This window comes from Pseudomonas sp. IT-P260 (genome assembly GCF_949768395.1).
In the GTDB taxonomy this organism is placed as follows: Bacteria; Pseudomonadota; Gammaproteobacteria; order Pseudomonadales; family Pseudomonadaceae; genus Aquipseudomonas; species Aquipseudomonas parakoreensis.
Genome location: NZ_CATKPO010000022.1, coordinates 578,934 through 605,707, shown reverse-complemented (window position 1 = coordinate 605,707; position 26,774 = coordinate 578,934). Strand labels below are relative to the sequence as shown.

26 protein-coding genes and 1 tRNA gene are annotated in these 26,774 nt (G+C 61.2%); 17 read left to right on the top strand and 10 right to left on the bottom strand.

Annotation, left to right across the window (positions count from 1 at the left end; genetic code table 11):
• Positions 1-32: 32 nt before the first annotated feature.
• A complete protein-coding gene (locus ACM6HV_RS13605) occupies positions 33-263 on the top strand; it encodes a hypothetical protein (protein WP_414904431.1) in 231 nt (76 codons plus the stop codon).
• Positions 264-339: 76 nt separating this feature from the next.
• Here the strand turns inward: ACM6HV_RS13605 and ACM6HV_RS13600 are convergent.
• Positions 340-416 (bottom strand) — tRNA-Arg (locus ACM6HV_RS13600).
• A 198-nt stretch (positions 417-614) separates the two neighbouring features.
• Here ACM6HV_RS13600 and ACM6HV_RS13595 point away from each other — a divergent pair.
• The 6 genes from ACM6HV_RS13595 to ACM6HV_RS13570 all read left to right on the top strand — a co-directional run bounded on the left by ACM6HV_RS13595 (position 615) and on the right by ACM6HV_RS13570 (position 6,279).
• Positions 615-842 carry a RebB family R body protein gene (locus ACM6HV_RS13595; protein WP_145595719.1) on the top strand — a complete coding sequence of 76 codons (228 nt, stop codon included), beginning with the start codon at positions 615-617 and terminating at the stop codon, positions 840-842.
• Entirely contained in the window at positions 839-1,381 is a 543-nt protein-coding gene (locus ACM6HV_RS13590) for a hypothetical protein (protein ID WP_414904430.1), read from the top strand. The genes ACM6HV_RS13595 and ACM6HV_RS13590 overlap by 4 nt, the downstream gene beginning before the upstream one ends.
• Before the next feature lie 43 nt (positions 1,382-1,424).
• Positions 1,425-1,709: a RebB family R body protein gene (locus tag ACM6HV_RS13585; RefSeq protein ID WP_414904429.1), complete on the top strand. Its 285-nt coding sequence runs from the start codon at positions 1,425-1,427 to the stop codon at positions 1,707-1,709.
• Between the two features lie 318 nt (positions 1,710-2,027).
• Positions 2,028-3,470 carry an NADP-dependent succinate-semialdehyde dehydrogenase gene (gene gabD, locus ACM6HV_RS13580; protein ID WP_007963502.1) on the top strand — a complete coding sequence of 481 codons (1,443 nt, stop codon included), beginning with the start codon at positions 2,028-2,030 and terminating at the stop codon, positions 3,468-3,470.
• A gap of 185 nt (positions 3,471-3,655) precedes the next feature.
• A complete protein-coding gene (gene gabT / locus ACM6HV_RS13575) occupies positions 3,656-4,936 on the top strand; it encodes a 4-aminobutyrate--2-oxoglutarate transaminase (protein WP_108181327.1) in 1,281 nt (426 codons plus the stop codon).
• A gap of 131 nt (positions 4,937-5,067) precedes the next feature.
• Positions 5,068-6,279 carry an HDOD domain-containing protein gene (locus tag ACM6HV_RS13570; RefSeq protein ID WP_414904428.1) on the top strand — a complete coding sequence of 404 codons (1,212 nt, stop codon included), beginning with the start codon at positions 5,068-5,070 and terminating at the stop codon, positions 6,277-6,279.
• Between the two features lie 77 nt (positions 6,280-6,356).
• Here ACM6HV_RS13570 and ACM6HV_RS13565 read toward each other — a convergent pair whose 3' ends face one another.
• Together ACM6HV_RS13565 and desA are read right to left on the bottom strand one after the other, a co-directional pair.
• Positions 6,357-7,346 carry a GGDEF domain-containing protein gene (locus ACM6HV_RS13565; protein ID WP_414904427.1) on the bottom strand — a complete coding sequence of 330 codons (990 nt, stop codon included), beginning with the start codon at positions 7,344-7,346 and terminating at the stop codon, positions 6,357-6,359.
• A gap of 247 nt (positions 7,347-7,593) precedes the next feature.
• Positions 7,594-8,778 carry a delta-9 fatty acid desaturase DesA gene (desA, locus tag ACM6HV_RS13560; protein WP_108181329.1) on the bottom strand — a complete coding sequence of 395 codons (1,185 nt, stop codon included), beginning with the start codon at positions 8,776-8,778 and terminating at the stop codon, positions 7,594-7,596.
• A gap of 147 nt (positions 8,779-8,925) precedes the next feature.
• On the opposite strand from desA, the gene dibA reads away from it, so the two are divergent.
• The 6 genes from dibA to ACM6HV_RS13530 all read left to right on the top strand — a co-directional run bounded on the left by dibA (position 8,926) and on the right by ACM6HV_RS13530 (position 15,349).
• Positions 8,926-10,845, top strand: a complete 1,920-nt coding sequence (gene dibA / locus ACM6HV_RS13555; RefSeq protein ID WP_414904426.1) for a phosphodiesterase DibA — start codon at positions 8,926-8,928, stop codon at positions 10,843-10,845.
• Between the two features lie 307 nt (positions 10,846-11,152).
• Complete coding sequence (gene oscA / locus ACM6HV_RS13550) at positions 11,153-11,335, top strand: sulfur starvation response protein OscA (protein WP_039772974.1); 183 nt, start codon at positions 11,153-11,155, stop codon at positions 11,333-11,335.
• Between the two features lie 147 nt (positions 11,336-11,482).
• Complete coding sequence (locus ACM6HV_RS13545; RefSeq protein ID WP_108181331.1) at positions 11,483-12,496, top strand: sulfate ABC transporter substrate-binding protein; 1,014 nt, start codon at positions 11,483-11,485, stop codon at positions 12,494-12,496.
• Between the two features lie 155 nt (positions 12,497-12,651).
• Entirely contained in the window at positions 12,652-13,470 is an 819-nt protein-coding gene (cysT, locus tag ACM6HV_RS13540) for a sulfate ABC transporter permease subunit CysT (protein ID WP_007952818.1), read from the top strand.
• Between the two features lie 13 nt (positions 13,471-13,483).
• A complete protein-coding gene (gene cysW / locus ACM6HV_RS13535) occupies positions 13,484-14,356 on the top strand; it encodes a sulfate ABC transporter permease subunit CysW (RefSeq protein WP_007952817.1) in 873 nt (290 codons plus the stop codon).
• A 3-nt stretch (positions 14,357-14,359) separates the two neighbouring features.
• The gene (locus ACM6HV_RS13530) at positions 14,360-15,349 is read left to right on the top strand and encodes a sulfate/molybdate ABC transporter ATP-binding protein (RefSeq protein WP_414904425.1); all 990 of its coding nucleotides are present in this window, start codon (positions 14,360-14,362) and stop codon (positions 15,347-15,349) included.
• A gap of 81 nt (positions 15,350-15,430) precedes the next feature.
• Here ACM6HV_RS13530 and ACM6HV_RS13525 read toward each other — a convergent pair whose 3' ends face one another.
• Positions 15,431-15,955 (bottom strand): DUF962 domain-containing protein, encoded by a 525-nt coding sequence (locus ACM6HV_RS13525; RefSeq protein ID WP_414904424.1) that lies wholly within the window; start codon positions 15,953-15,955, stop codon positions 15,431-15,433.
• A gap of 82 nt (positions 15,956-16,037) precedes the next feature.
• Between ACM6HV_RS13525 and ACM6HV_RS13520 the strand changes: the two genes are divergently transcribed.
• Positions 16,038-16,715, top strand: a complete 678-nt coding sequence (locus tag ACM6HV_RS13520; RefSeq protein WP_414904423.1) for a Crp/Fnr family transcriptional regulator — start codon at positions 16,038-16,040, stop codon at positions 16,713-16,715.
• Positions 16,716-16,842: 127 nt separating this feature from the next.
• Here the strand turns inward: ACM6HV_RS13520 and uraH are convergent, their stop codons facing one another.
• Positions 16,843-17,253, bottom strand: coding sequence for a hydroxyisourate hydrolase (gene uraH / locus ACM6HV_RS13515; protein ID WP_414904422.1), 411 nt, complete (start codon positions 17,251-17,253; stop codon positions 16,843-16,845).
• Between the two features lie 11 nt (positions 17,254-17,264).
• Positions 17,265-17,750, bottom strand: a complete 486-nt coding sequence (locus tag ACM6HV_RS13510; RefSeq protein WP_414904421.1) for a GlcG/HbpS family heme-binding protein — start codon at positions 17,748-17,750, stop codon at positions 17,265-17,267.
• Between the two features lie 136 nt (positions 17,751-17,886).
• Here ACM6HV_RS13510 and ACM6HV_RS13505 point away from each other — a divergent pair, with 136 nt between their 5' ends.
• Both ACM6HV_RS13505 and ACM6HV_RS13500 read left to right on the top strand, forming a co-directional pair.
• Positions 17,887-18,567, top strand: coding sequence for a heavy metal response regulator transcription factor (locus tag ACM6HV_RS13505; RefSeq protein ID WP_047290769.1), 681 nt, complete (start codon positions 17,887-17,889; stop codon positions 18,565-18,567).
• Entirely contained in the window at positions 18,557-19,942 is a 1,386-nt protein-coding gene (locus tag ACM6HV_RS13500; RefSeq protein WP_414904420.1) for a heavy metal sensor histidine kinase, read from the top strand. Before ACM6HV_RS13505 ends, ACM6HV_RS13500 begins: the two co-directional genes overlap by 11 nt.
• A gap of 108 nt (positions 19,943-20,050) precedes the next feature.
• Here ACM6HV_RS13500 and ACM6HV_RS13495 read toward each other — a convergent pair whose 3' ends face one another.
• Positions 20,051-21,055, bottom strand: a complete 1,005-nt coding sequence (locus tag ACM6HV_RS13495) for an AraC family transcriptional regulator (protein ID WP_027611155.1) — start codon at positions 21,053-21,055, stop codon at positions 20,051-20,053.
• Between the two features lie 100 nt (positions 21,056-21,155).
• On the opposite strand from ACM6HV_RS13495, the gene ACM6HV_RS13490 reads away from it, so the two are divergent.
• Positions 21,156-22,229, top strand: a complete 1,074-nt coding sequence (locus ACM6HV_RS13490; protein ID WP_414904419.1) for a fatty acid desaturase — start codon at positions 21,156-21,158, stop codon at positions 22,227-22,229.
• 112 nt (positions 22,230-22,341) lie between these two features.
• Here the strand turns inward: ACM6HV_RS13490 and ACM6HV_RS13485 are convergent, their stop codons facing one another.
• From ACM6HV_RS13485 to ACM6HV_RS13475, 3 genes are read right to left on the bottom strand one after another with little or no spacing between them, the layout of a single operon-like run.
• Complete coding sequence (locus ACM6HV_RS13485; RefSeq protein ID WP_414904418.1) at positions 22,342-23,952, bottom strand: arylsulfatase; 1,611 nt, start codon at positions 23,950-23,952, stop codon at positions 22,342-22,344.
• 14 nt (positions 23,953-23,966) lie between these two features.
• Positions 23,967-24,782, bottom strand: a complete 816-nt coding sequence (locus ACM6HV_RS13480; protein WP_414904417.1) for an ABC transporter ATP-binding protein — start codon at positions 24,780-24,782, stop codon at positions 23,967-23,969.
• A complete protein-coding gene (locus tag ACM6HV_RS13475) occupies positions 24,779-26,377 on the bottom strand; it encodes an ABC transporter permease (protein ID WP_414904416.1) in 1,599 nt (532 codons plus the stop codon). The genes ACM6HV_RS13480 and ACM6HV_RS13475 overlap by 4 nt, the downstream gene beginning before the upstream one ends.
• Between the last annotated feature and the right edge of the window lie 397 nt (positions 26,378-26,774).

Sequence of the window (26,774 nt, the reverse complement as noted above, 5' to 3'; positions counted from 1 at the left end):
CATTGCCCGGCAAAAACGCGCACTATCGAGCCATGGCTGAAGCGCTGGAGAACAAAGTGGCAGCAAAAATCGACCGCATCGCCCAACTCCTCAACTGCCCGCAGAAGGGCGAGGAGATGCGGCGCGCGATTACCGAGGCACGCAAGGAGTTTCTGCTGAACCAGTCGGAAGAAGACGTCGTGGAAGAGGACGAGTTTTTTGAGGAGGTTGGGGAAGAAGTGGAGGACGACGATTACGATGAGTTTGACTGGACGACGGAGTGACCGTCGTTGCATCAAACACCGCGCCCACAAAAAAGCCCCGGACCATCACGGTCCGGGGCTTTCTCGTTTCAATTCATGGCGCACCAGGCGGGATTCGAACCCACGACCCCTGCCTTCGGAGGGCAGTACTCTATCCAGCTGAGCTACTGGTGCAGCGGGCGACATCATACCTAGGTCGGCTCGGGGCGTCCATGCCGGGTTTTGGCGCTTGTGTCAGCGTCCGTGTCCACGCAAAGCAGCATTCCTCAAGGCGGTAACGTCCTGAAAAACGATCTTTTGGCGCTTTGGCAGGGCTGATCTATCGTTTTCCTGCGGCGGGTACTTTGATCGCTATCCCTTCAGGAGAAATGCATGGCTACCGTCAATCCACAAATCACCGATTCAGTCACGCAATCGAATGTTCAGGTTGTTGGCTCTGCGCCAGCGACGGCCATCGCCACACTCACCCAGGTCACCAGCCACGCAGTCAGTCTGGCACTGCAGAACGCGGTCAGTCAGCAGCAGGCGCTGAACATTATCGGTAATGCCACTGTGGCGGCTGCGGTGCAGCAGATTCTGGCGGTTGGAGGGCGGTCATGATGGCAGACGAACAGGCACAAACGGCGGGGCAGGAGCCACCGACGGCAGATCCCGCGACTACCACCGCGTCGCTGCTGGAAGCGCTGAACGAGCATTTGCTCAAACAGGCCGCCGATGGCATCGGCAGCGAGGCATTGAATGCGCAACTGGTCGAGTCGGTGAATTTCCTGAATAGCCAGTTGGCAGCTCAAGCCCCCGCGCTGGCAGCGCTGGGGTCGGAAATCCTGGTCCGTCAGGCCAGCGGCCTGGTGGCGCAGTCAGCGGCGAGTTATTTCGATGGGGTGACCAAACTGGCGCTGGCCTCGCAGGGTGTGCTGCTGCGGCAGATGACCGAGAACATTGTCAAAGACGATCTCGCTGCCGCGAACGAAAGCGCGTTGGGTGCCCTGCACACGCATTTGCTGGTCGGTGGCGCTGCTGCGGTGGCGGCGGCGAGCGGGGTATTGGATGCGGAAAACGTCGATCAGGCCCTTGAGCGAATCAACCAGAGTATCGCCCGGTTCAGTGGCAGTCTGGCTGAGCGCAAGCCAGCTGTATGAACAACATTTGCAACACTCATCGTGCAGCGAAAGGAGTCAGGCAATGGCAACTGTAAATGACCAGATCACCGACGCAGTCACTCAAACCAGCGTAAAGGTTTTAGCTGAAGCGCCGGCCATGGCAATGGGCAGCATTTATCAAACAATGGCGCACTCCACCGGCATCCTGTTCGAAAATGCCGTCAGCGCTCAGCAACAGCAAAATACGTTGTCTCAGGCGGCGACCAACCAAGGCGTGATGCAGATATACAGCGTCGATACCACGGCCAGTGCGGCGGCCAGCGAGAAGATTCTGCAGGACCCGGCCAGCAAAACGCCGAAAGGTTGAAATGACGGTCGCAAAAGCCTCCATGATCGATGTCGGTCATGGAAGGCTTTTTGCGCGTTGATCTGAAAAATCCAGCAAACGCAGGGTTTTTGTTCTTTTTTTCGAACGACCTATTGTCCTTTAACCCCTTTGCTCCTACGATCCGTTTGAGATTTCAAACGCTCGTTGACGGGGTGAGGAAGCGCAGGTGCTGTGAATAACGCACGATCACTGCGCCTCACCCGGTGAATGATTTCCCTGACGGCAGCCTTGCGAGGCGCCTTTCTACAATCATAATTTTGCTCCGCGCAGGCCGCGGTGCTGTTAAGGAAAGCCGACATGCAGCTTAAAGACACCCAGTTGTTCCGCCAGCAAGCCTTCATTGATGGCGCTTGGGTCGATGCGGACAACGGTCAGACGATCAAGGTCAACAACCCGGCCACCGGCGAAATTCTCGGCACCGTGCCGAAGATGGGCGCCGCCGAAACCCGCCGTGCCATCGAAGCCGCTGACAAGGCGCTGCCGGCCTGGCGTGCACTGACCGCCAAAGAGCGTGCCGGCAAGCTGCGTCGCTGGTTCGAACTGATGATCGAGAACCAGGACGACCTCGCGCGCCTGATGACTCTCGAACAGGGCAAGCCGCTGGCCGAAGCCAAGGGCGAAATCGTTTACGCCGCGTCGTTCATCGAGTGGTTCGCCGAAGAAGCCAAGCGCATTTACGGTGATGTGATTCCGGGCCACCAGCCGGACAAGCGCCTGATCGTGATCAAGCAACCAATTGGCGTGACCGCCGCGATCACCCCGTGGAATTTCCCGGCGGCGATGATCACCCGTAAGGCCGGCCCAGCGCTGGCCGCCGGTTGCACCATGGTGCTCAAGCCGGCTTCGCAAACTCCATTCTCCGCGTTCGCCCTGGCTGAACTGGCGCAGCGCGCCGGCATCCCTAAAGGCGTGTTCAGCGTGGTCTCCGGCAGCGCCGGCGACATCGGCAGCGAGCTGACCAGCAACCCGATCGTGCGCAAGCTGTCCTTTACCGGTTCGACCGAAATCGGCCGTCAGCTGATGTCGGAATGCGCCAAGGACATCAAGAAAGTCTCGCTGGAACTGGGCGGCAACGCGCCGTTCATCGTGTTCGACGACGCAGACCTGGATAAGGCCGTCGAAGGCGCGATCATCTCCAAATACCGCAACAACGGCCAGACCTGCGTCTGCGCCAACCGCCTGTACATTCAGGATTCGGTCTACGACGCGTTCGCCGAGAAGTTGAAAGTCGCGGTGGCCAAGCTGAAGATCGGCAACGGTCTGGAAGAGGGCACCACCACGGGTCCACTGATCGACGAAAAAGCCGTGGCCAAGGTGCAAGAGCACATTGCTGACGCCGTGGCCAAAGGCGCCACCGTGCTGGCCGGTGGCAAGCCGATGGAAGGCAACTTCTTCGAGCCGACCATCCTGACCAACGTGCCGAAAGACGCGGCTGTGGCCAAGGAAGAAACCTTCGGCCCGCTGGCGCCGCTGTTCCGCTTCAAAGACGAAGCCGAAGTGATCGCGATGTCGAACGACACCGAGTTCGGTCTGGCCTCCTACTTCTACGCCCGCGACCTGGGCCGCGTGTTCCGTGTGGCGGAAGCTCTGGAATACGGCATGGTCGGCGTCAACACCGGGTTGATCTCCAACGAAGTCGCGCCGTTCGGCGGCATCAAGGCGTCGGGCCTGGGCCGTGAAGGCTCCAAGTACGGCATCGAGGATTACCTGGAAATCAAATACCTCTGCCTGGGCATCTAAGCCGGGAAAGGGATCGCTGCAAACGCAAAGGGCACGAGAGCGCTGTCCCTTTGCGTCGTTTCAAACCGGAATTTTCTCTGCGGCCGGGAACGCCGTGGCAGTCGATCATCGCATGCTGCCACCGCCGATTCCTCCCGCTTAATCCTTGAACCACGCCGCCCGATGAGCGGTGAATGAGGACTGTAATGAGCAAGACTAACGCTGAACTGATGGCCCGTCGTACCGCAGCTGTTCCACGTGGTGTTGGCCAGATTCACCCGATCTTCGCCGAATCGGCGAAGAACGCTACCGTGACTGACGTTGAAGGTCGTGAGTTCATCGACTTCGCCGGCGGTATCGCGGTACTGAACACCGGCCACGTGCACCCGAAAATCATCGCCGCCGTGACCGAACAGCTGAACAAGCTGACCCACACCTGCTTCCAGGTGCTGGCCTATGAGCCGTACGTTGAGCTGTGCGAAAAGATCAACGCCAAGGTGCCTGGTGATTTCGCCAAGAAAACCCTGCTGGTGACCACCGGTTCCGAAGCCGTGGAAAACGCCGTGAAGATCGCCCGTGCCGCCACTGGCCGTGCCGGCGTGATCGCCTTCACCGGCGCCTACCACGGTCGCACCATGATGACCCTGGGCCTGACCGGTAAGGTTGTGCCGTACTCGGCCGGCATGGGCCTGATGCCAGGCGGTATCTTCCGCGCGCTGTACCCGAACGAACTGCACGGTGTGAGCATCGACGACTCGATCGCGTCCATCGAACGCATCTTCAAGAACGACGCCGAGCCGAAAGACATCGCCGCGATCATCATCGAGCCGGTGCAGGGTGAAGGTGGTTTCTACGTCGCGCCGAAAGAGTTCATGAAGCGTCTGCGTGCCCTGTGCGATCAGCACGGCATCCTGCTGATCGCTGACGAAGTGCAGACCGGCGCTGGCCGTACCGGCACCTTCTTCGCCATGGAACAGATGGGCGTTGCGGCCGACCTGACCACTTTCGCCAAATCCATCGCTGGCGGCTTCCCGCTGGCCGGTGTCTGCGGCAAGGCCGAATACATGGACGCCATCGCTCCAGGCGGCCTGGGCGGCACCTACGCTGGTAGCCCGATCGCTTGCGCTGCGGCCCTGGCCGTGATGGAAGTGTTCGAAGAAGAACACCTGCTGGACCGCTGCAAGGCTGTCGGCGAGCGTCTGGTCACCGGCCTGAAGGCCATCCAGGCCAAATACCCGGCAGTGATCGGCGAAGTGCGTGCGCTGGGCGCGATGATCGCGATCGAGCTGTTCGAAAACGGCGACAGCCACAAGCCGAACGCTGCCGCAGTGGCATCGGTGGTGGCCAAGGCACGTGACAAGGGTCTGATCCTGCTGTCTTGCGGCACCTACGGCAACGTGCTGCGCGTTCTCGTACCGCTGACCTCGCCGGACGAGCAACTGGACAAAGGCCTGGCGATCATCGAAGAGTGCTTCTCGGAGCTGTAAATCCGGGCACTGTGTGATCGGATCGAGAAAAAACCCGCTTCGGCGGGTTTTTTTATGCCTCGGAAACCCTTTTGCGCTGTATCGAAGGGCCAGCATTGGCTAAGGTTCAGGCATTGCAAGGGAGAGCGCGCATGACCGCCGTTGATTTACCCGCCGTACCCCGAGTGCTGATTGCCGAGGCCGATCCGTGGTCTCGTGACCTGCTTAAACAAGTGTTGCTCAACGTGCGCTGCGATGCGCGGCTGGACTTGTGTGCCGACGGCCAGCAAGCGCTGTCGTTACTCACCGACGTGCCCTATGACCTGGCCATTGTCGATTGGGAGTTGCCCGGTATCGATGGCTTGAGCGTGCTGCGCAGCGTGCGCCAGCGCAAACGCAATCCGCCGCTGCCGTTCATTCTGATGAGCAGTCGCAACGACAGCGCCAGCGTGCGCGAAGCCATCCCGTTGGCCCCGACGGCCTATCTGACCAAACCGCTGAACATGGAAAGTCTGACCGAGCGGCTGCAGGGTTTGCTGCTGAACGCGGGTGAAGAGGTGTTCTGCGAGGTGCCGACGCTGGCGCCGGGCATGACCTTGTCGGTGTTCCTCGAGCGGCGCCGCGAGCAGGCCGATGGCGCGCCGTTGATGACCGATGTGCAGGTGGCGGTCAAACGCAGCCTCAACCCCAACGGCCTCGACCTGAAACTGCTGGAAGAAGAGATCCGTACCGATCCGCAGATTACCGCCGTGCTGATCGCCGCCGCCAACAGCGCGGCGCAGCATCATGGCGCGGCGGTACAGACTCTGGGGCAGGCGCTGCATCGCCTCGGCACCGGGCAGAGCATGAACCTGATTCTCGGCCTGGCGCTCAAGCGCAGCGCCAGACTCAGTGACCCGTGCCTGGCGGATTACGCCGAGCGCTATTGGGGGCTGTCGCTGCACACCGCCGAATACGCCCGCACCCTGGCGCGCCTGCTCGACCTGGATCAGGAACGCTGCTATTGCGCCGGCATGCTGCATCGCCTTGGCGATCTGGCGTTGTTGCGCTGTTTACAGGAGTGGAAGCAGGCTGGTGGTGAGCTGGATGAATGGGAGGAAGTCGGTGACGCGCTGGCGGAATTCGGCGCGGCTTACGGTTCGGCGTTGCGCACGCGCTGGCGCCTGCCGCTGGAGCTGCGCGAGTTGATTGCGTCGGTCTACCAGCTCGGAGGCGGGGTTTATTCCCGTGAGGCGCTGGTGATGAACATGGCGGCGCAAATGGCCCGCCTGACCGAGCATGAGGGCGTTGAGGAACTGGCAAAGAGTCGCACGGCGCGGCTGCTGAAGATCGGGCTGCCGGAATTGATGCGGATGCGTAAATAACCTGACTTTTCACAAAACCCTGTGGGAGCGAGCAAGCATGCTCCCACACTGGATCTGCGGATGACTGAAATTTGCGGTCAGGCAGAAATGATCCGGTTCTTGCCCTGCCGTTTGGCCTCGTACATCGCCGCGTCCGCCCGGGCGAACAAGCTGTCGAGGCTTTCGTCATCGTCCCTGAGGCTGGTCAGTCCCTGGCTGACGGTGATGCCGAAGGTCTGGCCGTCGATATTGAAGACCATCCGCTGAATCTCCTGCTGCAGCCGCTCGGCCACTTGCATCGCCATGTCCGGTGCACAACCGGGGAACACGGCCGCGAATTCTTCTCCGCCAATCCGCCCGAATAGATCGCCCCGACGTAACGAGGTGCGCCCGCATTCGGCGATGCGTTGCAGCACGTTGTCGCCTTCCGGGTGGCCGTGGCTGTCGTTGATCTGCTTGAAGTCATCAATGTCCAGCAGCAGGAAGGCCAGTGGCGAACCGTGCAGGCGCGCGTCGTCGAACTCGCGGTTGGCGCATTCGAAGAAGTGGCGACGGTTGCTGCTTTGGGTCAGTACGTCGGTGGTGGCCAGCCGATGCAGTTCGGTTTCCATGCGCTTTTTGTCGGTGATGTCTTCGGCGATGCCGACGATGATCACCGGTTGCCCGGGCTCGTCCTGACGGTTGATGAAGCACTTGTCGCTGAGCCAGCGAACCTGGCCGTCGGCGGCGATTATCCGGTATTCGCGGTCTTCCACCGCGCCTTTGTGCAGCACTTCGGCCAGGCTGTGCTCGGCATAGTCGAGGTCGTCGGGGTAGATGCTGTCGCGCCATTGGTTGTAGTCAGCCAGCAACAGTCCTGCGGAACGACCGAAAATCCGCTCGTAGGCAGGGCTGACATAGAGCACCTGACGGGTTTCCCAATTGAACGCCCAGAGCACCGCGTTGACGCTCACCAGCAATGAACTGAACAGTTGTTCGCGCTCGCTCAGCCGGGCGACTTCGCCTTGGGCGTGCATCAGCGCCATCAGGGTTTGCGCGGCTTCGGGCCACTGCGCAAGGGATGAGTCTTGTTGATTGTTGTTGACCATCGGCACATTTCTCAAAGGGCGTGCCGCGATTTCGACAACGGCCACAGTACAGCCCGCCGGGATGGCGAAGTGTCTTTGAGATAGGGCTTTCGGTGCTAAGTTCCGCGCTTTTGTGGCGAGGGAGCTTGCTCCCGCCGGGCGGTAGAGATGACGCGTTTCAGCAATGAGAACGCGTCGACAAATTTGCGGTAGCTGCGCTACCGATCGGGGATGAATCCCCTCACCACAGGGGATTCATTCTCGGCGGTCAGGCTGTGGCGGGGCGCAGCGAGTAGGTTTTCAGCTGGTCGGCGAATTCACGCAGGGACTGGATGCCGCTGGCCTCGGCCTCGTGCACCCATTCCTTGATGGCGGCGAGCATGTCGTGGCCATTGGCGCTGGTCTTGACCCAGATCTGCTGCAGGGCCAGGCGTTTTTCGTAAATGACCTTCAGCGCCTGGCTGTGCTCGAGCATGTTCTGGATGCGCAAGTGATGACGGTCTTCCAGCAGGCTGGTTTCCCGCGACAGCAGGCGTTTGGCCCGATGGAATTGATGGCGTACCGAATGATCGACCTTGTCCAGCTCCTGCTTGACCAGTGGGCCGATCACCAATTTGCGGTATTGGGCCATGATCTGGAAGCGGTTGTTGAGGATCGCCATGGCGGTGTCCATGTCCAGATGGCCCTTGCCTTCGACGCGGTGGGCAATCGGCGCCACACGCTGGACCTTGGCCAGTCTGAAGAAGCTGAAGACTTTGATCCACGCCCAGCCGAGGTCGAATTCCCACTTCTTCACCGACAGCTTGGCCGAGTTGGGGTAGGTGTGATGGTTGTTGTGCAGTTCTTCACCACCGATCAGGATGCCCCACGGCACCAGATTGGTCGCCGCGTCGCGGCATTCGAAGTTGCGGTAGCCGATGGCATGGCCCAGACCGTTGACCACGCCGGCAGCCCAGACCGGGATCCACATCATCTGGATCGCCCAGATGGTGATGCCGATGGTGCCGAACAGCAGCAGATCGAGGACGCCCATGATCGCCACACCCAGCAGCGGATAGCGGCTGTAGAGATTGCGCTCGATCCAGTCTTCCGGGCAGTTCTTGCCGTAGATGCGCAGGGTCTCCGGATTCTCGGCTTCGGCGCGATACAGCTCGGCGCCTTTGCGCAGCACGGTGGACAGACCCTTGATCACCGGGCTGTGCGGGTCATCTTCGGTTTCGCACTTGGCGTGGTGTTTGCGGTGGATGGCAGTCCACTCGCGGGTGTTCTGCGCCGTGGTCAGCCACAGCCAGAAGCGGAAAAAGTGTTTCAGGCCGGCATTCAGCTCAAGCGAGCGATGGGCCGAGTAACGGTGCAGATAGACCGTGACGGCGACAATTGTCACGTGGGTCATCAGCAGGGTGACCGCGACCAGTGACCAGGCCGACAAGCCAAGAAAACCTTCGTACCACATAGGCTATAGGGCCCTCGATAAAGATAAAAACAGCCGTTGCATTATCACCAAGCACACAGATAAAACCAGTCGCCCTTTCAGATAAGAGTCGCTGGATGTTTCTTGACCTATAATTCCAACCTTTTTTGTAGGGACATGGACAGCCGAATGCCTGCCACTTACCGCGATGCCCTGCGTGCAGCGCTGCTTTACCTGTTGCTTGCTGTTGTCTGGCTGCAGGGCACTGGTTACTTATTGAACAGTTTCTTTGATGAGTCTGTCGATCTGCAGCGATGGCAACTGATCAACGGTTACGTCTGGGCTGCCATCAGCGCGGGCCTGATTTTCCTGGCACGGGCCAGATTGTGCGAATTTCTCGGTATCGGTGCGCGGTTACGCGAGCGGCAGGCCGACCGTGAACGCCTGCGCCAGGCCGCTGCGGTATTCGACTGCACCCGCGAGGGCGTGCTGGTGACCAACCGCGAGGGCCTGATCGTGCACGTCAACCGTGCGTTCATGGAAATCACTGGCTATCAGTACGAGGAAGTTCTCGGCCATCAGCCGAGCCTGTTCAAGTCCGGTCACCATCCGCCGGGCTTCTATCAGGCGATGTTCGCCACGCTGGAGAGCGAGGGCGAATGGAGCGGGGAGATCTGGAACCGGCGCAAGAGCGGCGAGATTTACCCGCAGTGGCAGACCATCCGCGTGATTCACGATGATCAGGGCCGCCTCAGTCACTACGTGGCGGTGTTTTCCGACATCAGTGCGATCAAGGACTCTGAACACGAACTCAAGCACCTCGCCCACCACGACCCGCTGACCGACTTGCCCAATCGCCTGTTGTTCAGCGACCGCGCCGAGCAGGCGCTGGCGTCGGCGCAGATCCACAAGCGCGGCTGCGCCTTGCTGATGATCGATCTGGACCACTTCAAGATGATCAACGACAGCCTCGGCCATAATGTCGGTGATCGCCTGCTCAAAGCCGTGGCGGCACGCCTGCAGGAACTGTTCGGCCCCGGGATTACCCTGGCGCGGCTAGGTGGTGACGAATTCGCGGTACTGGCGGAGAGTTGTCCGCAACTGGTTCAAGCCGCGGCGCTGGCCCAGCGCATTCTCGATGCGTTGAAGGAGCCGTTTAGCATCGACCGGCATGAGCTGTTCATCAACGCCAGCATCGGCATCAGCCTGTTCCCCAGCGACGCGTTGAGTGCCGATCAGTTGTTGCGCAATGCCGACGCCGCGCTGTTCAAGGCCAAGAGCAGCGGCCGCAATGGTTACGCGTTGTACACCGAAGAACTGACCGCCCATGCGCAGCAACGGGTCGAGATCGCTTTCGAGCTGCGCCGCGCGCTGGAACAACAGGAACTGCGGGTCTACTACCAGCCGGTTCACGATTTGCGCAGCAGTCGCCTGATTGGTGTCGAAGCGCTGGTGCGTTGGCAGCATCCGCAGCGCGGGCTGGTGTCGCCGGCGGAATTCATTCCGATTGCCGAGCGCACCGGGATGATTGCTGAAATCGACGCCTGGGTGATGCGCCAGGCGTGTTCGCAGATGTGCCAATGGCAGCAGGCCGGGGTCGTGCTGTCATTCGTCGCGGTGAACGTGTCGTCGCGGTTGTTCGCCCGGCGTGAGCTGTATCAGCAGGTGGCGCAGGTGCTGCACGAGACCGGTCTGGATCCGGCCTTTCTGGAACTGGAAGTCACCGAGAGCGCGGTGATGGATGATCCGGAAGTGGCGCTGGAGCAGATGCATCATTTGCGTGAACTGGGGATTCGCCTGGCCATTGACGATTTCGGTACCGGCTACTCATCACTGTTGCGGCTCAAGCGCCTGCCGGTGCAGAAGCTCAAGATCGATCAGGGTTTTGTCGCCGGGTTGCCCTGGGACGAGGACGACGCCGCGATCGTCCGGGTGATCATCGCGCTGGCCCGGAGCATGGGCATGCAGGTGCACGCCGAGGGGATCGAGCAGGCCGAGCAGGCGGCGTTTCTGCTGGAGCAGGCCTGTGACCTGGGACAGGGCTACTGGTTTGGGCGGCCAGTGCCGGCGGGGGAGATTGATTGGGCCAAAGCCCCTGTTATCGGTTAACAGTCCTGCTCGGCTGACACCAAACCTGTGGCGAGGGGATTTATCCCCGATGGGTCGCGCAGCGGCCCTGAAAAACAGGGACTGCTACGCAGTCCATCGGGGATGAATCCCCTCGCCACAGGGTTTCATACAGGCTTCAAACTCAGTGAACACCGCGCAAACCCTTGGTCCGTCAGATAATGTTTTCTAGTTATATAAACATTCTTAAATAGTCTTTTTAAGAATATCTGCGCCTCTCTTATATTGCTCCCACGCCGAACGCAGTGCCGCCCACTGCCAGGCATATCCCATTCAAAGGAGCAGCACCATGAGCGCATCCCTTCGCAGCGTTGACGGTCAGGACGAAAGCACCATCTTGCGGGAAATCCAGAGCGCCCTGCGCGATCTGCGGTTTGGCGCGGTGGAGATCACTGTGCACAACGCCCAAGTCGTGCAGATCGAACGCAAAGAGAAGTTCCGTCTGCAGCAGCCGGGTAACAAACCGAGCTGATTTGAAGATCAAAAGATCGCAGCCTGCGGCAGCTCCTACAGGGGGCAGTGTGTAGGAGCTGCCGCAGGCTGCGACCTTTGAACCGGCACCCCGATTTCCGAAATACATAAGAAAAAGCCACCACCAAGAATTCCAGGAGCTTTCACCATGTCGTCGATTCGCCGTTACGCTTTGGCCGCCCTGGCCAGCGCCGTGTTTGCCGGTTCTGCAGTTGCCAAGGATTACGAATTGCTCAATGTGTCGTACGACCCGACGCGCGAGCTGTACCAGGACTACAACGCCGAATTCATCAAGTTCTGGCAGAAAGATCACGCCGGCGACACCGTGAAAATCCAGCAATCCCATGGCGGATCTGGCAAGCAGGGCCGTGCGGTGATCGACGGTTTGCGCGCCGACGTGGTGACCCTGGCACTGGCCGGCGACATCGACGAAATCGCCAAGCTCGGCAAGACCCTGCCGGCCGACTGGCAGAAGCGTCTGCCCGAGGCGAGCACTCCGTATACCTCGACCATCGTGTTCCTGGTGCGCAAGGGCAACCCGAAAGGCATCAAGGACTGGGGCGACTTGGTCAAGAATGACGTTTCGGTGATCACCCCGAACCCGAAAACCTCCGGCGGTGCGCGCTGGAACTTCCTCGCCGCGTGGGCCTATGGCCTGAAAGCCAACGGCGGCAGCGAAGAAAAAGCCAAAGAGTACGTGCAGACTCTGTTCAAGCACGTGCCTGTGCTGGACACCGGCGCTCGTGGCTCGACCATCACCTTCGTCAACAACGGTCAGGGTGACGTGTTGCTGGCCTGGGAAAACGAAGCGTTCCTGGCGTTGAAAGAAGACGGCGGCGCTGACAAGTTCGACATCGTCGTGCCGTCGCTGTCGATTCTGGCTGAGCCACCGGTGGCGGTGGTCGACAAGAACGCCGAGAAAAAGGGCAACGAGCAGATCGCCGAAGCTTACTTGAAGCACCTGTACAGCCCGGCCGGTCAGGAGATCGCCGCGAAGAACTTCTACCGTCCACGCGACAAGGACGTGGCGGCGAAGTACGCCCAGCAGTTCCCGAAACTGGAACTGGTGACCATCGACAAGGACTTCGGCGGCTGGAAATCCGCACAACCGAAGTTCTTCAACGACGGTGGCGTGTTCGACCAGATCTATCAGGCGCAGTAATCTCAACCTTAACCAGCCTGATGTTTGGGCACATGACATGTGGGAGCGAGCCTGCTCGCGAAGGCGGTATTTCAGGCGACAAGGATGTTGACTGATACTCCCTCTTCGCGAGCAGGCTCGCTCCCACATTGATGCGTTTTTAACCAAGGACTTTTATGTCGCGTCGTATCTCCCCCGTCATACCCGGCTTCGGGCTGACGCTGGGTTACACCTTGGTGTACCTCAGCCTGATTGTGCTTATCCCGCTGGCGGCGATGTTCGTCCACGCCGCCCAACTCACCTGGGATCAGTTCTGGACGATCATCTCCGCACCGCGCGTGCTGGCTGCTCTGAAGCTGAGCTTCGGCACCGCGCTGTGTGCCGCGATCATCAACGGCATCATCGGCACGCTGCTGGCCTGGGTGCTGGTGCGCTACACCTTCCCGGGGCGCAAGGTCATCGACGCGATGATCGACCTGCCGTTCGCCCTGCCGACGGCGGTGGCCGGTATCGCCCTGACCGCGCTGTACACCCCGACCGGTCTGGTCGGACAGTTCGCCGCCGACCTCGGGTTCAAGATCGCCTACACCCCGTTGGGTATTACCCTGGCGCTGACTTTCGTCACGCTGCCGTTCGTGGTGCGCACGGTGCAACCGGTGCTGGCTGACATTCCCCGTGAAGTCGAAGAAGCCGCCGCTTGCCTTGGCGCGAAACCGTTGCAGGTGTTCCGCCATATCCTCCTGCCAGCGCTGTTGCCCGCCTGGCTGACCGGCTTTGCCCTGGCCTTCGCCCGGGGTGTCGGCGAATACGGTTCGGTGATTTTCATCGCCGGCAACATGCCGATGAAAACCGAGATCCTGCCGCTGCTGATCATGGTCAAACTCGACCAGTACGATTACACCGGCGCCACGTCCATCGGCGTGCTGATGCTGGTGGTTTCCTTCGTCCTGTTGCTGCTGATCAACCTGTTGCAGCGGCGCATCGAAACCCCATAAGGAGGCGCGAACCATGTCCCAATCGTCTATTGCGGCCGCGTCCTCGGCCAACGCTGCGCGGCGTGGCAGTGCCACTTCGCGCAGAATCCTGATCGGCCTTGGCTGGCTGATCTTTTTCCTGTTTCTGGTATTGCCGCTGTTCATCGTGGTGTCGCAGGGTTTGAAGAACGGCCTCGGCGCATTCTTCACCGCGATCTTTGAACCGGACGCTTTGTCGGCGCTGAAACTCACGGTGATCGCCGTGCTGATTTCGGTGCCGCTGAACCTGGTGTTCGGGGTCAGTGCCGCGTGGTGCGTGAGCAAGTATTCGTTCCGTGGCAAGAGCATGCTGGTGACGCTGATCGACCTGCCGTTCTCGGTGTCGCCGGTGATCGCCGGTCTGGTCTACGTGCTGATGTTCGGCGCTCAGGGCCTGTTCGGGCCGTGGCTGCAGGATCACGACATCCAGATCGTCTTCGCCCTGCCGGGCATCGTGCTGGCGACGATCTTCGTCACCGTGCCGTTTGTGGCCCGTGAGCTGATTCCGCTGATGCAGGAGCAGGGCACGCAGGAAGAGGAGGCCGCGCGGCTGCTTGGCGCCAATGGTTGGCAGATGTTCTGGCACGTCACCGTCCCCAACATCAAATGGGGCCTGATCTATGGCGTGGTGCTGTGTACTGCGCGCGCCATGGGTGAGTTCGGTGCGGTGTCGGTGGTTTCCGGGCACATTCGCGGGGTGACCAACACCTTGCCGCTGCACGTCGAGATCCTCTACAACGAATACAACCACGTAGCCGCGTTCGCCGTGGCGAGCCTGTTGCTGATCCTGGCGCTCTTCATCCTGCTGCTCAAGCAGTGGAGCGAAAACCGTATCAACCGCCTGCGCGCCAGCGCCGCGGAGGAATAATTCATGTCGATCGAAGTGCGTAACGTCAGCAAGAATTTCAATGCGTTCAAGGCGCTGGACAACATCAGCCTGGACATTCAGAGCGGTGAACTGGTGGCGCTGCTCGGCCCGTCCGGCTGCGGCAAGACCACGCTGCTGCGGATCATCGCCGGTCTGGAAACCCCGGATCAGGGCAACATCGTCTTTCACGGCGAAGACGTCTCCGGCCACGACGTGCGTGATCGCAACGTCGGTTTCGTGTTCCAGCACTACGCGCTGTTCCGGCACATGACGGTGTTCGACAACGTCGCGTTCGGCCTGCGCATGAAAGCGAAAAACCAGCGCCCGAGCGAAAGCCAGATCGCGACCAAGGTCCACGAACTGCTGAACATGGTACAGCTGGACTGGTTGGCCGATCGCTACCCGGAGCAACTGTCCGGCGGCCAGCGTCAGCGTATCGCTTTGGCGCGCGCGTTGGCGGTGGAACCGAAAGTGCTGCTGCTCGACGAACCGTTCGGCGCCCTCGACGCCAAGGTGCGCAAAGAGCTGCGTCGCTGGCTGGCGCGCCTGCACGAAGACATCAACCTGACTTCGGTATTTGTGACCCACGACCAGGAAGAAGCGATGGAAGTCGCCGATCGCATCGTGGTGATGAACAAAGGCGTGATCGAACAGATCGGCTCACCGGGTGACGTCTACGAAAACCCGGCCAGCGACTTCGTTTATCACTTCCTCGGCGACTCCAACCGCTTGCTGCTCAGCGACGACAACCATGTGCTGTTCCGGCCGCACGAAGTGTCGTTGTCCAAACATGAGCTGGAAGATCACCACGCCGCCGAGGTACGCGATATCCGGCCGCTGGGCGCGACCACGCGGGTGACGCTGAAGGTGGAAGGGCAGACGGACCTGATCGAGGCTGAAGTGGTGAAGGATCACGACAGCCTGATCGGACTGGCCAAGGGTGAAACCCTGTTCTTCAAGCCGAAGGTCTGGCAGAAAGTCGCCAATCTTTAAGATCAAATGCTTCGCGAGCAGGCTCGCTCCCACAGGGAAATACATTCCAGATGTGGGAGCGAGCCTGCTCGCGAAAGCGGTCTACACAGCTGCGCGATTCGGATTGACCCGCACCACCCCCGCCCGCGCCTCGATCTGCGCTTTCAACTCATGGCGCATTCCCAGCAGGAACGCCACTTCGGCCACGACAAACAGCGGCCCGACAATCAACCCGCTGACATCATCGACAAACGCCGGTTTGCGCCCCTCGTAGTGGTGCCCGACAAACTGGATCACCCAGCCAATCACAAACATCGCCAGCCCGCTGCTGAGCCAGACCATCGTGCTCTGCTGCGCCAATGCATGTCCGGCCCAGACCGACAGGCCCATCAGCACCGTCATCAACACGCCGAGTTTCACTTCCAGGCGCAGATAAAACCATGCCGAGGCCAGCGCCAAGAGCACCGCCGGAGAGATCCACAAGCCGCCCAGTGACCATTCTGGTCGCGACAACAACACCGCCACCGCCACCACGATCAGCGGAATGCCGATAAAGTGGCTGGCGATGTTGCGCGGGTCGCGGTGGTAGGCGGCGTATTGACTGAGATGGTCGACGAGGCTTTTCATTGTTGTTCCTCCTGTAGGGTGCGTGCAGCATGCCTCGGGTTCGGTGTTCGCTCTGTCAGGCAGGCGACAATTGGGAGTGTTCATGGATAAGCGTTCACGGCTGCTGACCGGGCAATGGTTCAGTCATCTGCCGACATCCTTTCAGGATAGTCTGCTGACGGCGGCCCGGGAGCGGCGGCTGGCGGCGGGGCAACGCTTGTTCCAGCGCGGTGATCCGCCCTGCGGCTTGTACGCGGTGCTCGATGGCGCGATCCGCATCGGCGCGGTGAGCGAGCAGGGCAAGGAGGCGTTGCTGAGCCTGGTGGAGGCGCCGCACTGGTTCGGCGAAATCTGCCTGTTCGATGGCCAGCCGCGCACTCACGATGCGTATGCGGTCGGGCCGTGCACGCTGCTGAATATCCCGCAGGCCACACTGCTGAAAATCCTCGATGAACAACCGGTGTACTGGCGCCATCTGGCATTGCTGATGAGCCACAAACTGCGTCTGACCTTCATCAATCTCGAACAATTGAGCCTGCTGCCGGCTCCGGCACGTCTGGCCCATCGCTTGTTGATGATCGCTGAAGGCTACGGTGAAATCGATGCGCCACGCCGGGTCCTGCAACTGCCGCAAGAGCAGTTGGCGTCGATGCTGTCGCTCTCACGCCAGACCACCAACCAGATCCTCAAGGATCTGCAGGGGCAGGGGATAATCGGGCTGAGGTATGGCGAGATCGAGATTCTCGATGCCGAGCGTTTGCGCGCGCTGGCCACAATTTGACGGGCACCTGAGATCCCCTGTGGGAGCGAGCCTGCTCGCGAAAGCGGTGGGTCATTCAACGGTGATGTTGACTGAACCTACGCCTTCGCGAGCAGGCTCGCTCCCACATTTTTTGATCTGTGTTGATTCAGGAGCCGCGATAGGTCGAGAAACCGTAGGGGCTGAGCAGCAGCGGGATGTGGTAGTGCTGGTCAGTCTGCTTCACCTGGAATATCACCGGGATCTCCGGGAAAAACGTCTCGCGCTTGTTCTTTTCGAAATACTCGCCGGTCTTGAACACCACCCGGTATTCGCCCGCTTCGAAAGGCTGTTTGGCCGGAAACAGTTCGGCGATGCGTCCCTGTTCGTTGGTGGTGCCCTGAGCCAGCGGTTGCCAGTTCTGGCCAACATGTTTTTCCAGCGTCACATTGACGCCCGGCGAGGGCAGGCCGTTTTCCAGGTTGAGCACGTGCACGCTCAGTGGATTGCCGGTGGCCAACGCAAGGCTGGATAGGGTGCTCAGGCCGAGTGCGGCGAAGGTCATGCGCAGGGTAGTCATGGTCAGTCTCCTTATTGGGAACGGGTGAAGGTCAGGCCGGCGTTTTCGGCGGCCTTGATCGCACAGTTTTCGTCCTGCTCGCCGCCGCCGGAGCCGGCCACGCCCATGGCGCCGACCAACTCATTGCCGGCGAACAACGGGATCCCGCCGCCGAGCAACAGCAGCTCATCGAGAGTGTTGAGATTGGCGGTTTCCGGGTTGCTGCGGGCGCGCTCGGCGAACAGCCGGGTCGGGGTTTTCGTCGACAGCGCGGTGTAGGCCTTGCGCTGGCTGGCCGCGGTGTTGTGCGGGCCGATGCCGTCGCCGCGCAGGGTCACCAGCACGTTGCCGCCACGGTCGAGCACCGATACCGTCGCGGTGCAATGACTCAGTGCTGTGTCGGCCAGCAGGCGTGCGGTGTTCAGGTCGAGGTCAGCGTGACGCGGCAGTTCAGGGGCGGCGAAAACGCTGGCGCTGAGGCCGAGGGCGAGGCTGGCTGCAAGGTATTTGACGGTCATGGACAGGCTCCAAAAGCTAAGGTCGTCACCTTAATCGCCGGTCTTCGTCAGAACCCCGTCAGTCGGATTACAAGTTTGTAATGGGCAATCGGGCCGAAGGCGCCTAGCCTGTGTGCCTGATCAATCGAGGTGTGCCATGCGTTTGCTGGTCGTAGAAGATGAAGCCAAAACCGCGAATTTCCTGGCCAAGGGCCTGGGCGAGTCGGGTTTTGCCGTGGACGTGGCGCTCAATGGTCTCGATGGGCGCTATTTCATCGAGCAGCAGGCCTACGACCTGATCATCCTCGATGTGATGCTGCCGGGCCTCAATGGCTGGCAACTGCTGCAACTGATCCGCCAGCGCGGCGCCACCCCGGTGCTCTTCCTGACCGCCAAGGATGCCATCGAAGACCGCGTACGCGGCCTCGAACTCGGCGCCGACGACTATCTGCTCAAGCCTTTCGCCTTCGCCGAATTGCTCGCGCGGGTGCGTACGCTGCTGCGGCGTGGGCCATTGCGGGAGGCCGAGTCCTACAGCATCGCCGATCTGGAAATCGACGTGCTGCGGCGTCGAGTCAGTCGCGGCGGCCAGCGCATTGCCCTGACCAACAAGGAATTCGCCCTGCTGCAACTGCTCGCCAGCCGTCAGGGCGAAGTGTTGTCACGCACGCTGATCGCCTCGCAGGTGTGGAACCTCAATTTCGACAGCGACACCAACATGGTCGAAGTCGCGGTGCGCCGCCTGCGGGCGAAAGTCGATGACCCGTACATGCCGAAACTGATCCACACCGTGCGTGGCGTCGGCTATCAGCTGGAGGCGCCCGACGATGCGGTCTAGGTCGATCGCCTGGCGTCTGGCGCTGGCGTTCGCCGTGGTCTGCGCGTTGGTGTTGAGTGCGATTGGCGTGTTTCTCTACCGCTCGCTCGCCTCTGAGATCGCCTATCGGGATGATCTGGCGTTGCTTGGCCGCCTGGAGCAAGTGCGCGCCTTGCTCGCCGACAGCGACAGCCTCGGCGCTTTACAGGCGCGCCCACGTCTCTATCAGAACATGCTCGGTAACCTCGACAGCCTGTTGCTGGTGCGGCGCGCCGATGGCTCGAACGTGATCGCGATCAACCCGCGCCAGCGCGAGCTGCCGACGTTGAGCGCAATCGCGCGCGAGCAAACACCGCAGCGTCGCGATGTGCTGACCTGGCAGGCGCCGGACGGCGCCGAGCTGGCGCTGTTGTCCGGTGACGCCCAAGGCCCGAACGGCGAGCCGCTGACGGTGATCGCCGGCAAGGTGCTCACTGAACGGGAACAGATGCTCGCCAGTTATCGCTTGCGCCTGTACCTGGCCGTCGGGCTCGGTGCGTTGCTGGCGTTCGCGCTGGGGCTGGTGCTGCTGCGCCGTGGCCTGCAACCGTTGCGCCAGTTAAGCGCTGCGGTGCGCGGCATCGATCTGCGCAGCCTCGATCAGCGTCTGCCCGCCAGCGGCACCCCCGCCGAACTGCTCGAACCGGTGCAGGCGCTCAACGGCATGCTCGCGCGGCTGGACGACAGTGTGCAGCGGCTGTCGCAGTTTTCGGCCGATCTGGCCCATGAGATCCGCACGCCGTTGCACACCTTGCTCGCCAGCAACGGTCAGGCGCTGAACCATCCGCGCAGCACGGCGGAGTATCAGGAGCTGCTGGCCTCGAACATGGAAGAATTCGAACGCCTCAAGCGCATGGCCGAAAACCTGATGTTCCTCGCCCGCGCCGAACAGGCGGAGCGCGCACTCGACTTGCAAACACTGGATCTGCACAGCCTCGGCAGCGAGCTGTGCGATTACTTCGAAGCCCTGGCCGATGATCGCCAGTTGCGCCTGGAAAACCAGCTGCACGGCGAACTGTTGGCCGACCAGCAACTGCTGCAACGCGCCCTGGGTAATTTGTTGGCCAACGCGGTGCGCCACGCCGATGAAGGCACGCTGATCAGCCTGCGCTGCCGTGATGAGGCGGGTGTGTGTTGGTTACAGGTACACAACCACGGCCCGGTGATTGCGCCAGAACATCTGGGCAAACTGTTCGACCGCTTCTATCGCGTCGACCCTTCACGGGCGCAGCCTGGAGATTCGGGTGGGCTGGGGCTGGCGATTGTGCAGTCGATCATGCAGTTGCATGGCGGGCGGGTGCGGGTGAGCAGTGATGCGGAGGGCACGGTATTTGGGCTGGGTTTTGTGGTGAATTGAAGGACGCCTTCGCGAGCAGGCTCGCTCCCACATGTGAAACGCATTCCAAATGTGGGAGCGAGCCTGCTCGCGAAGACGTCGGAACTGACGACCCAACCCTGGGATCAGTCAGCGCAACCCGTCGCGAAACTGCCCCGGCGTCATTCCCGTCCAGCGCTTGAACGCGCGGCTGAAGCTGCTGGTGTCGGCAAACCCCAGCAGGTAACTGACTTCACTCAACGAGCACTGCGGATCGCGCAGGTGCAGCAGCGCGAGGTTTTCGCGGCTTTCGTTGAGCAGCGTGTCGAAGCGACAGCCCTCGTCCGCCAGATGCCGTTGCAGGCTGCGCAGGCTCAGGTGCAAGGCCTGGGCGATGCGTTCGGCGCTGGGTTCGCCTTCGGGCAGTTGTTCTTCGATGGCGTCGCGCACCTTGCGCTCCCAGGTCAGCGGTTGGAGCTGGGCCAGGGTGCGCTTGAGCACCGCTTCGTTGTGTTCGGCCAGTTCCGGGTTGGCGTCGTCGAGGTGGCTGTCGAAGTCGGCGAGGGCGAACTCCAGGCGATCTTCGGCGCAGGAGAAATGCACCGGAGCGCGGAACACTTTGTGCCACTGATGTGCATCGGAGGGTTCCGGTCGGCGCAGGTACACCGCCAGCGGCGCGTAATCGCGACCGAGGCGATTGCGGCAGGTGCGCACGTAGATCGCGGCAAACGCGTCGATGGCTTCGAAGGCCGGCGCCGGATTGCCTGACGGAATTTTCAGACGAAACAGATAACGGTCGTCGCTGCGGCTCAGCTCCAGTTCCAGCGCATCGCTGACCACCGGGTGATAACGCACGATGCGCTCGAACACCTCACGCAGGCTGCCGCTGGCCACCAGCGCATAACCGAGCGCATGGAACGTGGTCGGGCTGACGAACCGCGACACTCGCAGACCGATCGCCGGATCCCCGCTGAACTGCACCGCCAGTTGCCACAGGCGCGTGGTGCCGGACAACGGATAACGCGCGTTCGGGTCATCCATCAACTGCGGATCGAGTCCGGCCTGTTGGCACAGGCCGAGACTGTCCAGCCCCAGCGCATCGAGTTGCTTGCGCAAGGCACGGGTCCAGCTGGCGAGCGAGGTCGGTTCCTTCATGCTGATTGGCGCTTCCGGTCAACAGGTTGGCGTTCACGGCTACCATCGATAAAACGTTCGCAAGGCAGGATGCGAGCATCAATAAACAGAGGATGGAAGCATGGACCGTACTTCTGCAAGTCCCCAGCGACACAATGCTGCCCAGCGATCAGCGCATATTCGCGAAGTGGTGCTGGCCAAGGGCGTCGAACTGCGCGAGCGTTACCCGATCCTGCAGCATCAGGACGCCCTCGGTGCCGGCATTCTGGCCTTCGCCCTGGCCGGGATGATCGGCTCGGCGGCGCTGTACATCACTGGCCACATGGCGTGGTGGATATGCCTGTTGCTCAACGCGTTTTTCGCCTCCCTGACCCACGAGCTGGAGCACGACCTGATCCACAGCATGTATTTCCGCAAGCAGCGCGTGCCGCACAACCTGATGATGGGCCTGGTGTGGCTGGCGCGGCCGAGTACGATCAATCCGTGGATCCGTCGCCATCTGCACCTCAATCACCACAAGGTTTCCGGTACCGAAACCGATATGGAAGAGCGCGCAATCACCAACGGCGAACCGTGGGGTTTTGCGCGGCTGCTGATGGTCGGCGACAACGTCATGTCGGCGTTCATCCGCATGCTGCGGGCCAGGACTTGGGCGCACAAAATCAACATCATCAAACGTACACTGAAGGTTTACGCGCCGCTGGCGCTGGTGCATTGGGGCGCGTGGTACGTGTTTCTCGGCTTCCATGCGGCGAATGGCATCGCCTACCTCATGGGTTCGCCGATTGAATGGTCGGCGACCACGCTGTCGGTGATGCAGGTGATCGATATCGCGGCAGTGGTGATCATCGGTCCGAACGTGCTTCGCACCTTTTGCCTGCACTTCATCAGCTCGAACATGCATTACTACGGCGACATCGAGGCGGGCAACGTGCTGCAGCAATGCCAGGTGTTGAACCCGTGGTGGTTGTGGCCGTTGCAGGCGTTCTGCTTCAACTTCGGCAGCAGCCACGGGATTCACCATTTTGTGGTGAAGGAACCGTTTTACATCCGGCAGATGACCGTACCGGTGGCGCATAGGGTGATGCGTGAGATGGGCGTGCGGTTCAATGATTTCGGCACGTTTGGGCGGGCTAACCGGTTTGTTCGCAGGGATGAGGTGGTGCAGGAAGAGGTGCGTGCTGCCCGGGCTTGATGGCTGAGTTTGAGGGCCTATTCGCGAGCAGGCTCGCTCCCACATTGGATCGTATTCGCAAATCCAGATTGTGGGAGCGAGCCTGCTCGCGAAAGCGATCTATCAGGCAACCTCAATCCGGCTGAAACGGCGAAGCACTGAGAATCACCCCGGTCTCCTCCACATATTTCTGCCAATGCCCGATCAAGGTGTTGAGCTTGTCCGGCTGACTCGACGCCAGATCATGAATCTCCCCCGGATCACTGCTCAAGTCATACAGCTGCCAGGTCGCCGGCCCCACCGGCCCGGGGATCCACACCGCTTTCCACGACCCTTGGCGAATTGCCCGGCGGCCAAACAATTCCCAGCCGGTGACGGTGTGCTCGTCATGCACCTGCGCCGTCTCGCCAGACAAAAAGCCCAGCCATGATTTACCGCGCAGCGGCGCCACCGGTTTGCCGTGCCATTGCTTGCCCGGATGGCGCACGCCGGCCAGATCGAGAATCGTCGGAGTGATGTCCATCACCGTGCCAAAGCCGTGGCTGATCTGCCCTTTGATCGGCAGTTGCGGATAGTGCAGCAGCGCCGGTACGCGAATCCCGCCTTCGGTGGTGAAGGCTTTGAACAGCCGTGACGGTGCGGTCGCCACCTGCGCCCAGCTCGGCCCGTACCAGACGTAGGAATTGGCGCGGCCGATGTTGTCGAGGCTGTTGTCGTAATGCTGATTGAGGTAGGTCAGCAGTTCCGGGCCGAACTTGGGAAACGCCTCCAGCAGTGCGCCCTCGGCACCGTTGTCGGACATGAACAGGATGAAGGTGTTATCGAGTTGGCCCTGCTGGCGCAGGTAATCGACCACCCGGCCGATGTTCCAGTCCATGCGCTCGACCATGGCCGCGTAGACCTCCATGGCCCGCGCGGAAATCTGCCGTTGCTCAGCGCTCAGCGCAGCCCATTGCGCATTCAGTTGAATCAGTGGATGCGGCTCGACATCCGGCTCGATCAGGCCCAGCGCCTTGAGTTTTTCCAGGCGCTCCAGACGCAAGACTTCGGGACCGGCGTCGTAGCGACCACGGTATTTTTCGACGATGTCGGCCGGTGCCTGCAACGGCCAGTGCGGTGCGGAGAAGGGCAGGTAAGCGAAGAATGGCCGGCTCTGGTCGCGCTCCTTGAGGTACTGCAGCAGCTTGTCGCCGAAGGCATCCGACGAGTAGAAATCCTTGGGCAGCTCATCGATAAAGGTGTCGTCTTCGATGTACAGCGCCGGGGTCGATTTCAGCAGGCCAGGGGTGTGTTCATCGTAGATCGGCTCGAAACCATAGTGGTTGGCCGCACCCGGCAGCAGCGAGAACGAACGCTCGAAACCGCGGGCCTGCGGCGCCAGTTCAGCGGTCAGGCCGAGGTGCCATTTGCCGCTCATCAACGTCTGATAACCGGCCTCGCGCAGCAGCTCCGGCAGGGCGACGACGCGGTCGTTGAGATAGCCCTCGTAACCCGGTTTTCCGATCAACTCCGGGGTCAGCGCTTCGGCCATGGTGCCGATGCCGGCGATGTGGTGGTCGGTGCCGGTCAGCAGCATCGAGCGGGTTGGCGAGCAGGTTGGCGCGGTGTGGAAATCGGTCAGGCGCAGGCCGTTATTGGCCAGCGCATCAAGGTTCGGCGTGGCGATTTCGCCGCCGAAAGCGCCGATATCGGAGAAGCCGAGATCGTCGGCCAGAATCACCAGAAAGTTGGGGCGTTGCGGCATCGATACAGCTCCTCTCAGCAGGCAATGAACGACAGCGGCAGATCGCGGATCTGGACCGGCAGGCTCGGTTGGTAATGGTCGTCACTGGTCAGTTCGTGCAGCAGCTCCTCACGCAACTGATGGAAGTCGAAACTGCTGCGCTGACGCGGGTGCGGCAGGGCGATGTCGACCACCTGCTTGATCCGTCCCGGACGCGGCTCCATCACCACCACACGGTCGGCGAGGAAGATCGCTTCTTCGACGTCGTGGGTGACGAGGATTGTGGTGATTTTTGCCCGGTCGCGGATCGCCAACAGTTCGTCCTGCATCTGCTGGCGGGTCAGCGCATCGAGTGCGCCGAAGGGTTCGTCGAGCAGCAGAATCCGTGGGCTGGCGACCAGTCCGCGAGCAATCGCCACGCGCTGCGCCATGCCGCCGGAGAGCTGGTGCGGATAGGCCCGGGTAAAATCGCGCAGGCCGACCAGCTCGATGAAATCGTTGATGCGCTGCTGCTTTTCGGCGGTGCTCAGTGGTTCGTTGACCAGACCGAGACCGATGTTGTCGGCCACCGTCAGCCACGGGAACAGCCGATGCTCCTGAAACACGATGCCACGCTCGCCGCCGATGCCGCTGACGGCTTTGCCATCGACGGTGATCTGTCCGCGAAACTGCGTATCCAGACCCACCAGCAAACGCAGCAAGGTGGATTTGCCGCAACCGCTGGAACCGACGATGGCGACGAATTCGCCCTCGGCGATGTCGAGGTTGAATTCACGAATCGCCTCCAGTTCGAAACCGTCGACGTCGAAGGATTTGCCTACGTGGGTGAAGCTGACAATCGGTGCGTTCATGCGTGTCTCCAGCGAGTGGCGCGAATTTCCAGGCGTTGGCCGATGAGGTTGAGCAGGGCGCCGGTGAGGCCGACCAGGAGCATCCCGGCCATGATCAGGTCCATGCGCAGCAGTTGTTGGGCGCCGATCATCTGGCTGCCGATGCCGCCGTTGGACGGCATGAAGTATTCGGCGCCGATGGTGCCGAGCCAGGCGTAGATCAGGCTCAGCCTGAGCCCGGCAAAAATCCCCGGCGCCGCGCCCGGCAGTACCAGGCAGCGCAGGCGCTGGCCGAGGCTCAGACGCAGCACCTGCGCGGCCTCGTTGAGTTGTGGCGAGAGGTTGGCGACACTGCGCTGAGTGGCGATGAACAACGGAAAGAACGCGGCGAGGGCAACGAACACCCACTTCGCCAATTCACCCAAACCGAACCACGCGGTGAGCAGCGGCACCCAGGCGAAAATCGCGATTTGGCGGATGGCGGCGAGGGTCGGGCCGAGCAGTCGTTCGCTGGTGCGTGAAAGCCCCAGCAGCAAGCCGAGGGCGAAACCGAGCCCGCCGCCCAGCAGCAAGCCGCCAAGGGTACGACCGAGACTCAACGCCATGCCGCTGATCAGCGTGCCGTCGAGCAAGCCGTTTTTTGTTGTTTCCAGCACCGCGAACGGGCTGACCAGAATGTTCGCATCGACCCACTGCTGATCGCTCGCCACTTGCCACAAACCGATCAGGCTCAGCGGCAACAGCCACGGTTGCAGCCGCTGCCAGCCTTCATAGCGCGGGCCACGGCGGATTTCCGCAGTCGCCGGGTGCGGCCAGTGCACCAGTTTGCGGTCGAGAAAACCGATGCCGCGATCCATCGCGACACCGAGCACACCGATGACCACGATGCACACGAACACGATGTCGAGCATGAACAGTTGCCGTGCCCAGACCATCAGGTAACCGATGCCTTCGCTGGACGCCAGCAGCTCCACCGCCAGCAAGGACGTCCAGCCAGCGGCCAGGGCCAGGCGTACGCCGGCCATGAACGCTGGCAGTGCGGCGGGCAGCACCAGACGCCGGATCAGCAAGTACGACGGCAGGCGCAACACGGCGGCGGCTTCGCGCAGTTTCGGTTGTGCATCACGAACGCCGACCAAGGTGTGCAGGGTCACCGGCACCACGATGGCCTTGATCAGCACCACCAGTTTCAACACTTCGCCGATGCCGAAAAACACCATGAACAACGGAATCCATGCCAGCGTCGGCACCTGTGCCAGACCGGCGAAGGTCGGAAACACCAACCGTTCGAGACGCCGGCTGAAACCCAGTGCGGCACCCAGCACCGCACCCGCGCAGATACCGGCCAGCAAGCCCCAGAGCAGGCGTTGCAGGCTGATCCACAAATGACTCCACAGCTCGCCCTGGGACAGCTCGACGGCGCTGTTCCACACCAGCGATGGCGCCGGCAAGATCTGCTCGCTCATCCATTGATTGCGCGCGGCCAGCCACCACAGAGCGAACAGGCTGACTGGCAGCAGCCAGGGCAACAGGCGTTGGTTGAGGCTTGGCCACGCCCGATGACGTTTCAGGGGCGGCGCCGGCAGCGGCAGGCTGAGCAGGGAATCACGGGCCATGGGTGACCTCCGTTGTCGGGTTGGATCGGGAGCAAGATCAAAAGATCGCAGCCTTCGGCAGCTCCTACAGGGGGACGCGTCCGTGAATTCGCCCCTGTAGGAGCTGCCGAAGGCTGCGATCTCTCGTGGTATTAGCTATAAACCAATTGTTATAAGCGATATAAAAAATATTGAATTTGGAGATAAGCAGCGCCATTTAAGGCCTGCAGCCCGATGCGCATCCAATGCATTCGAAGAATATTTTCGATGCTGTTAATGCATACGCCGCTGCAGCCCGCGCTATTGCTTGCTTAGCGTTAATGGCTATAAAAATGTGCATTTATAGTATTTAAGCGAAGGTCACGCTTCGGCCTACTTTCGGCTCCTCAACGCCCGTCGTGATCAAGGAGCTACATCC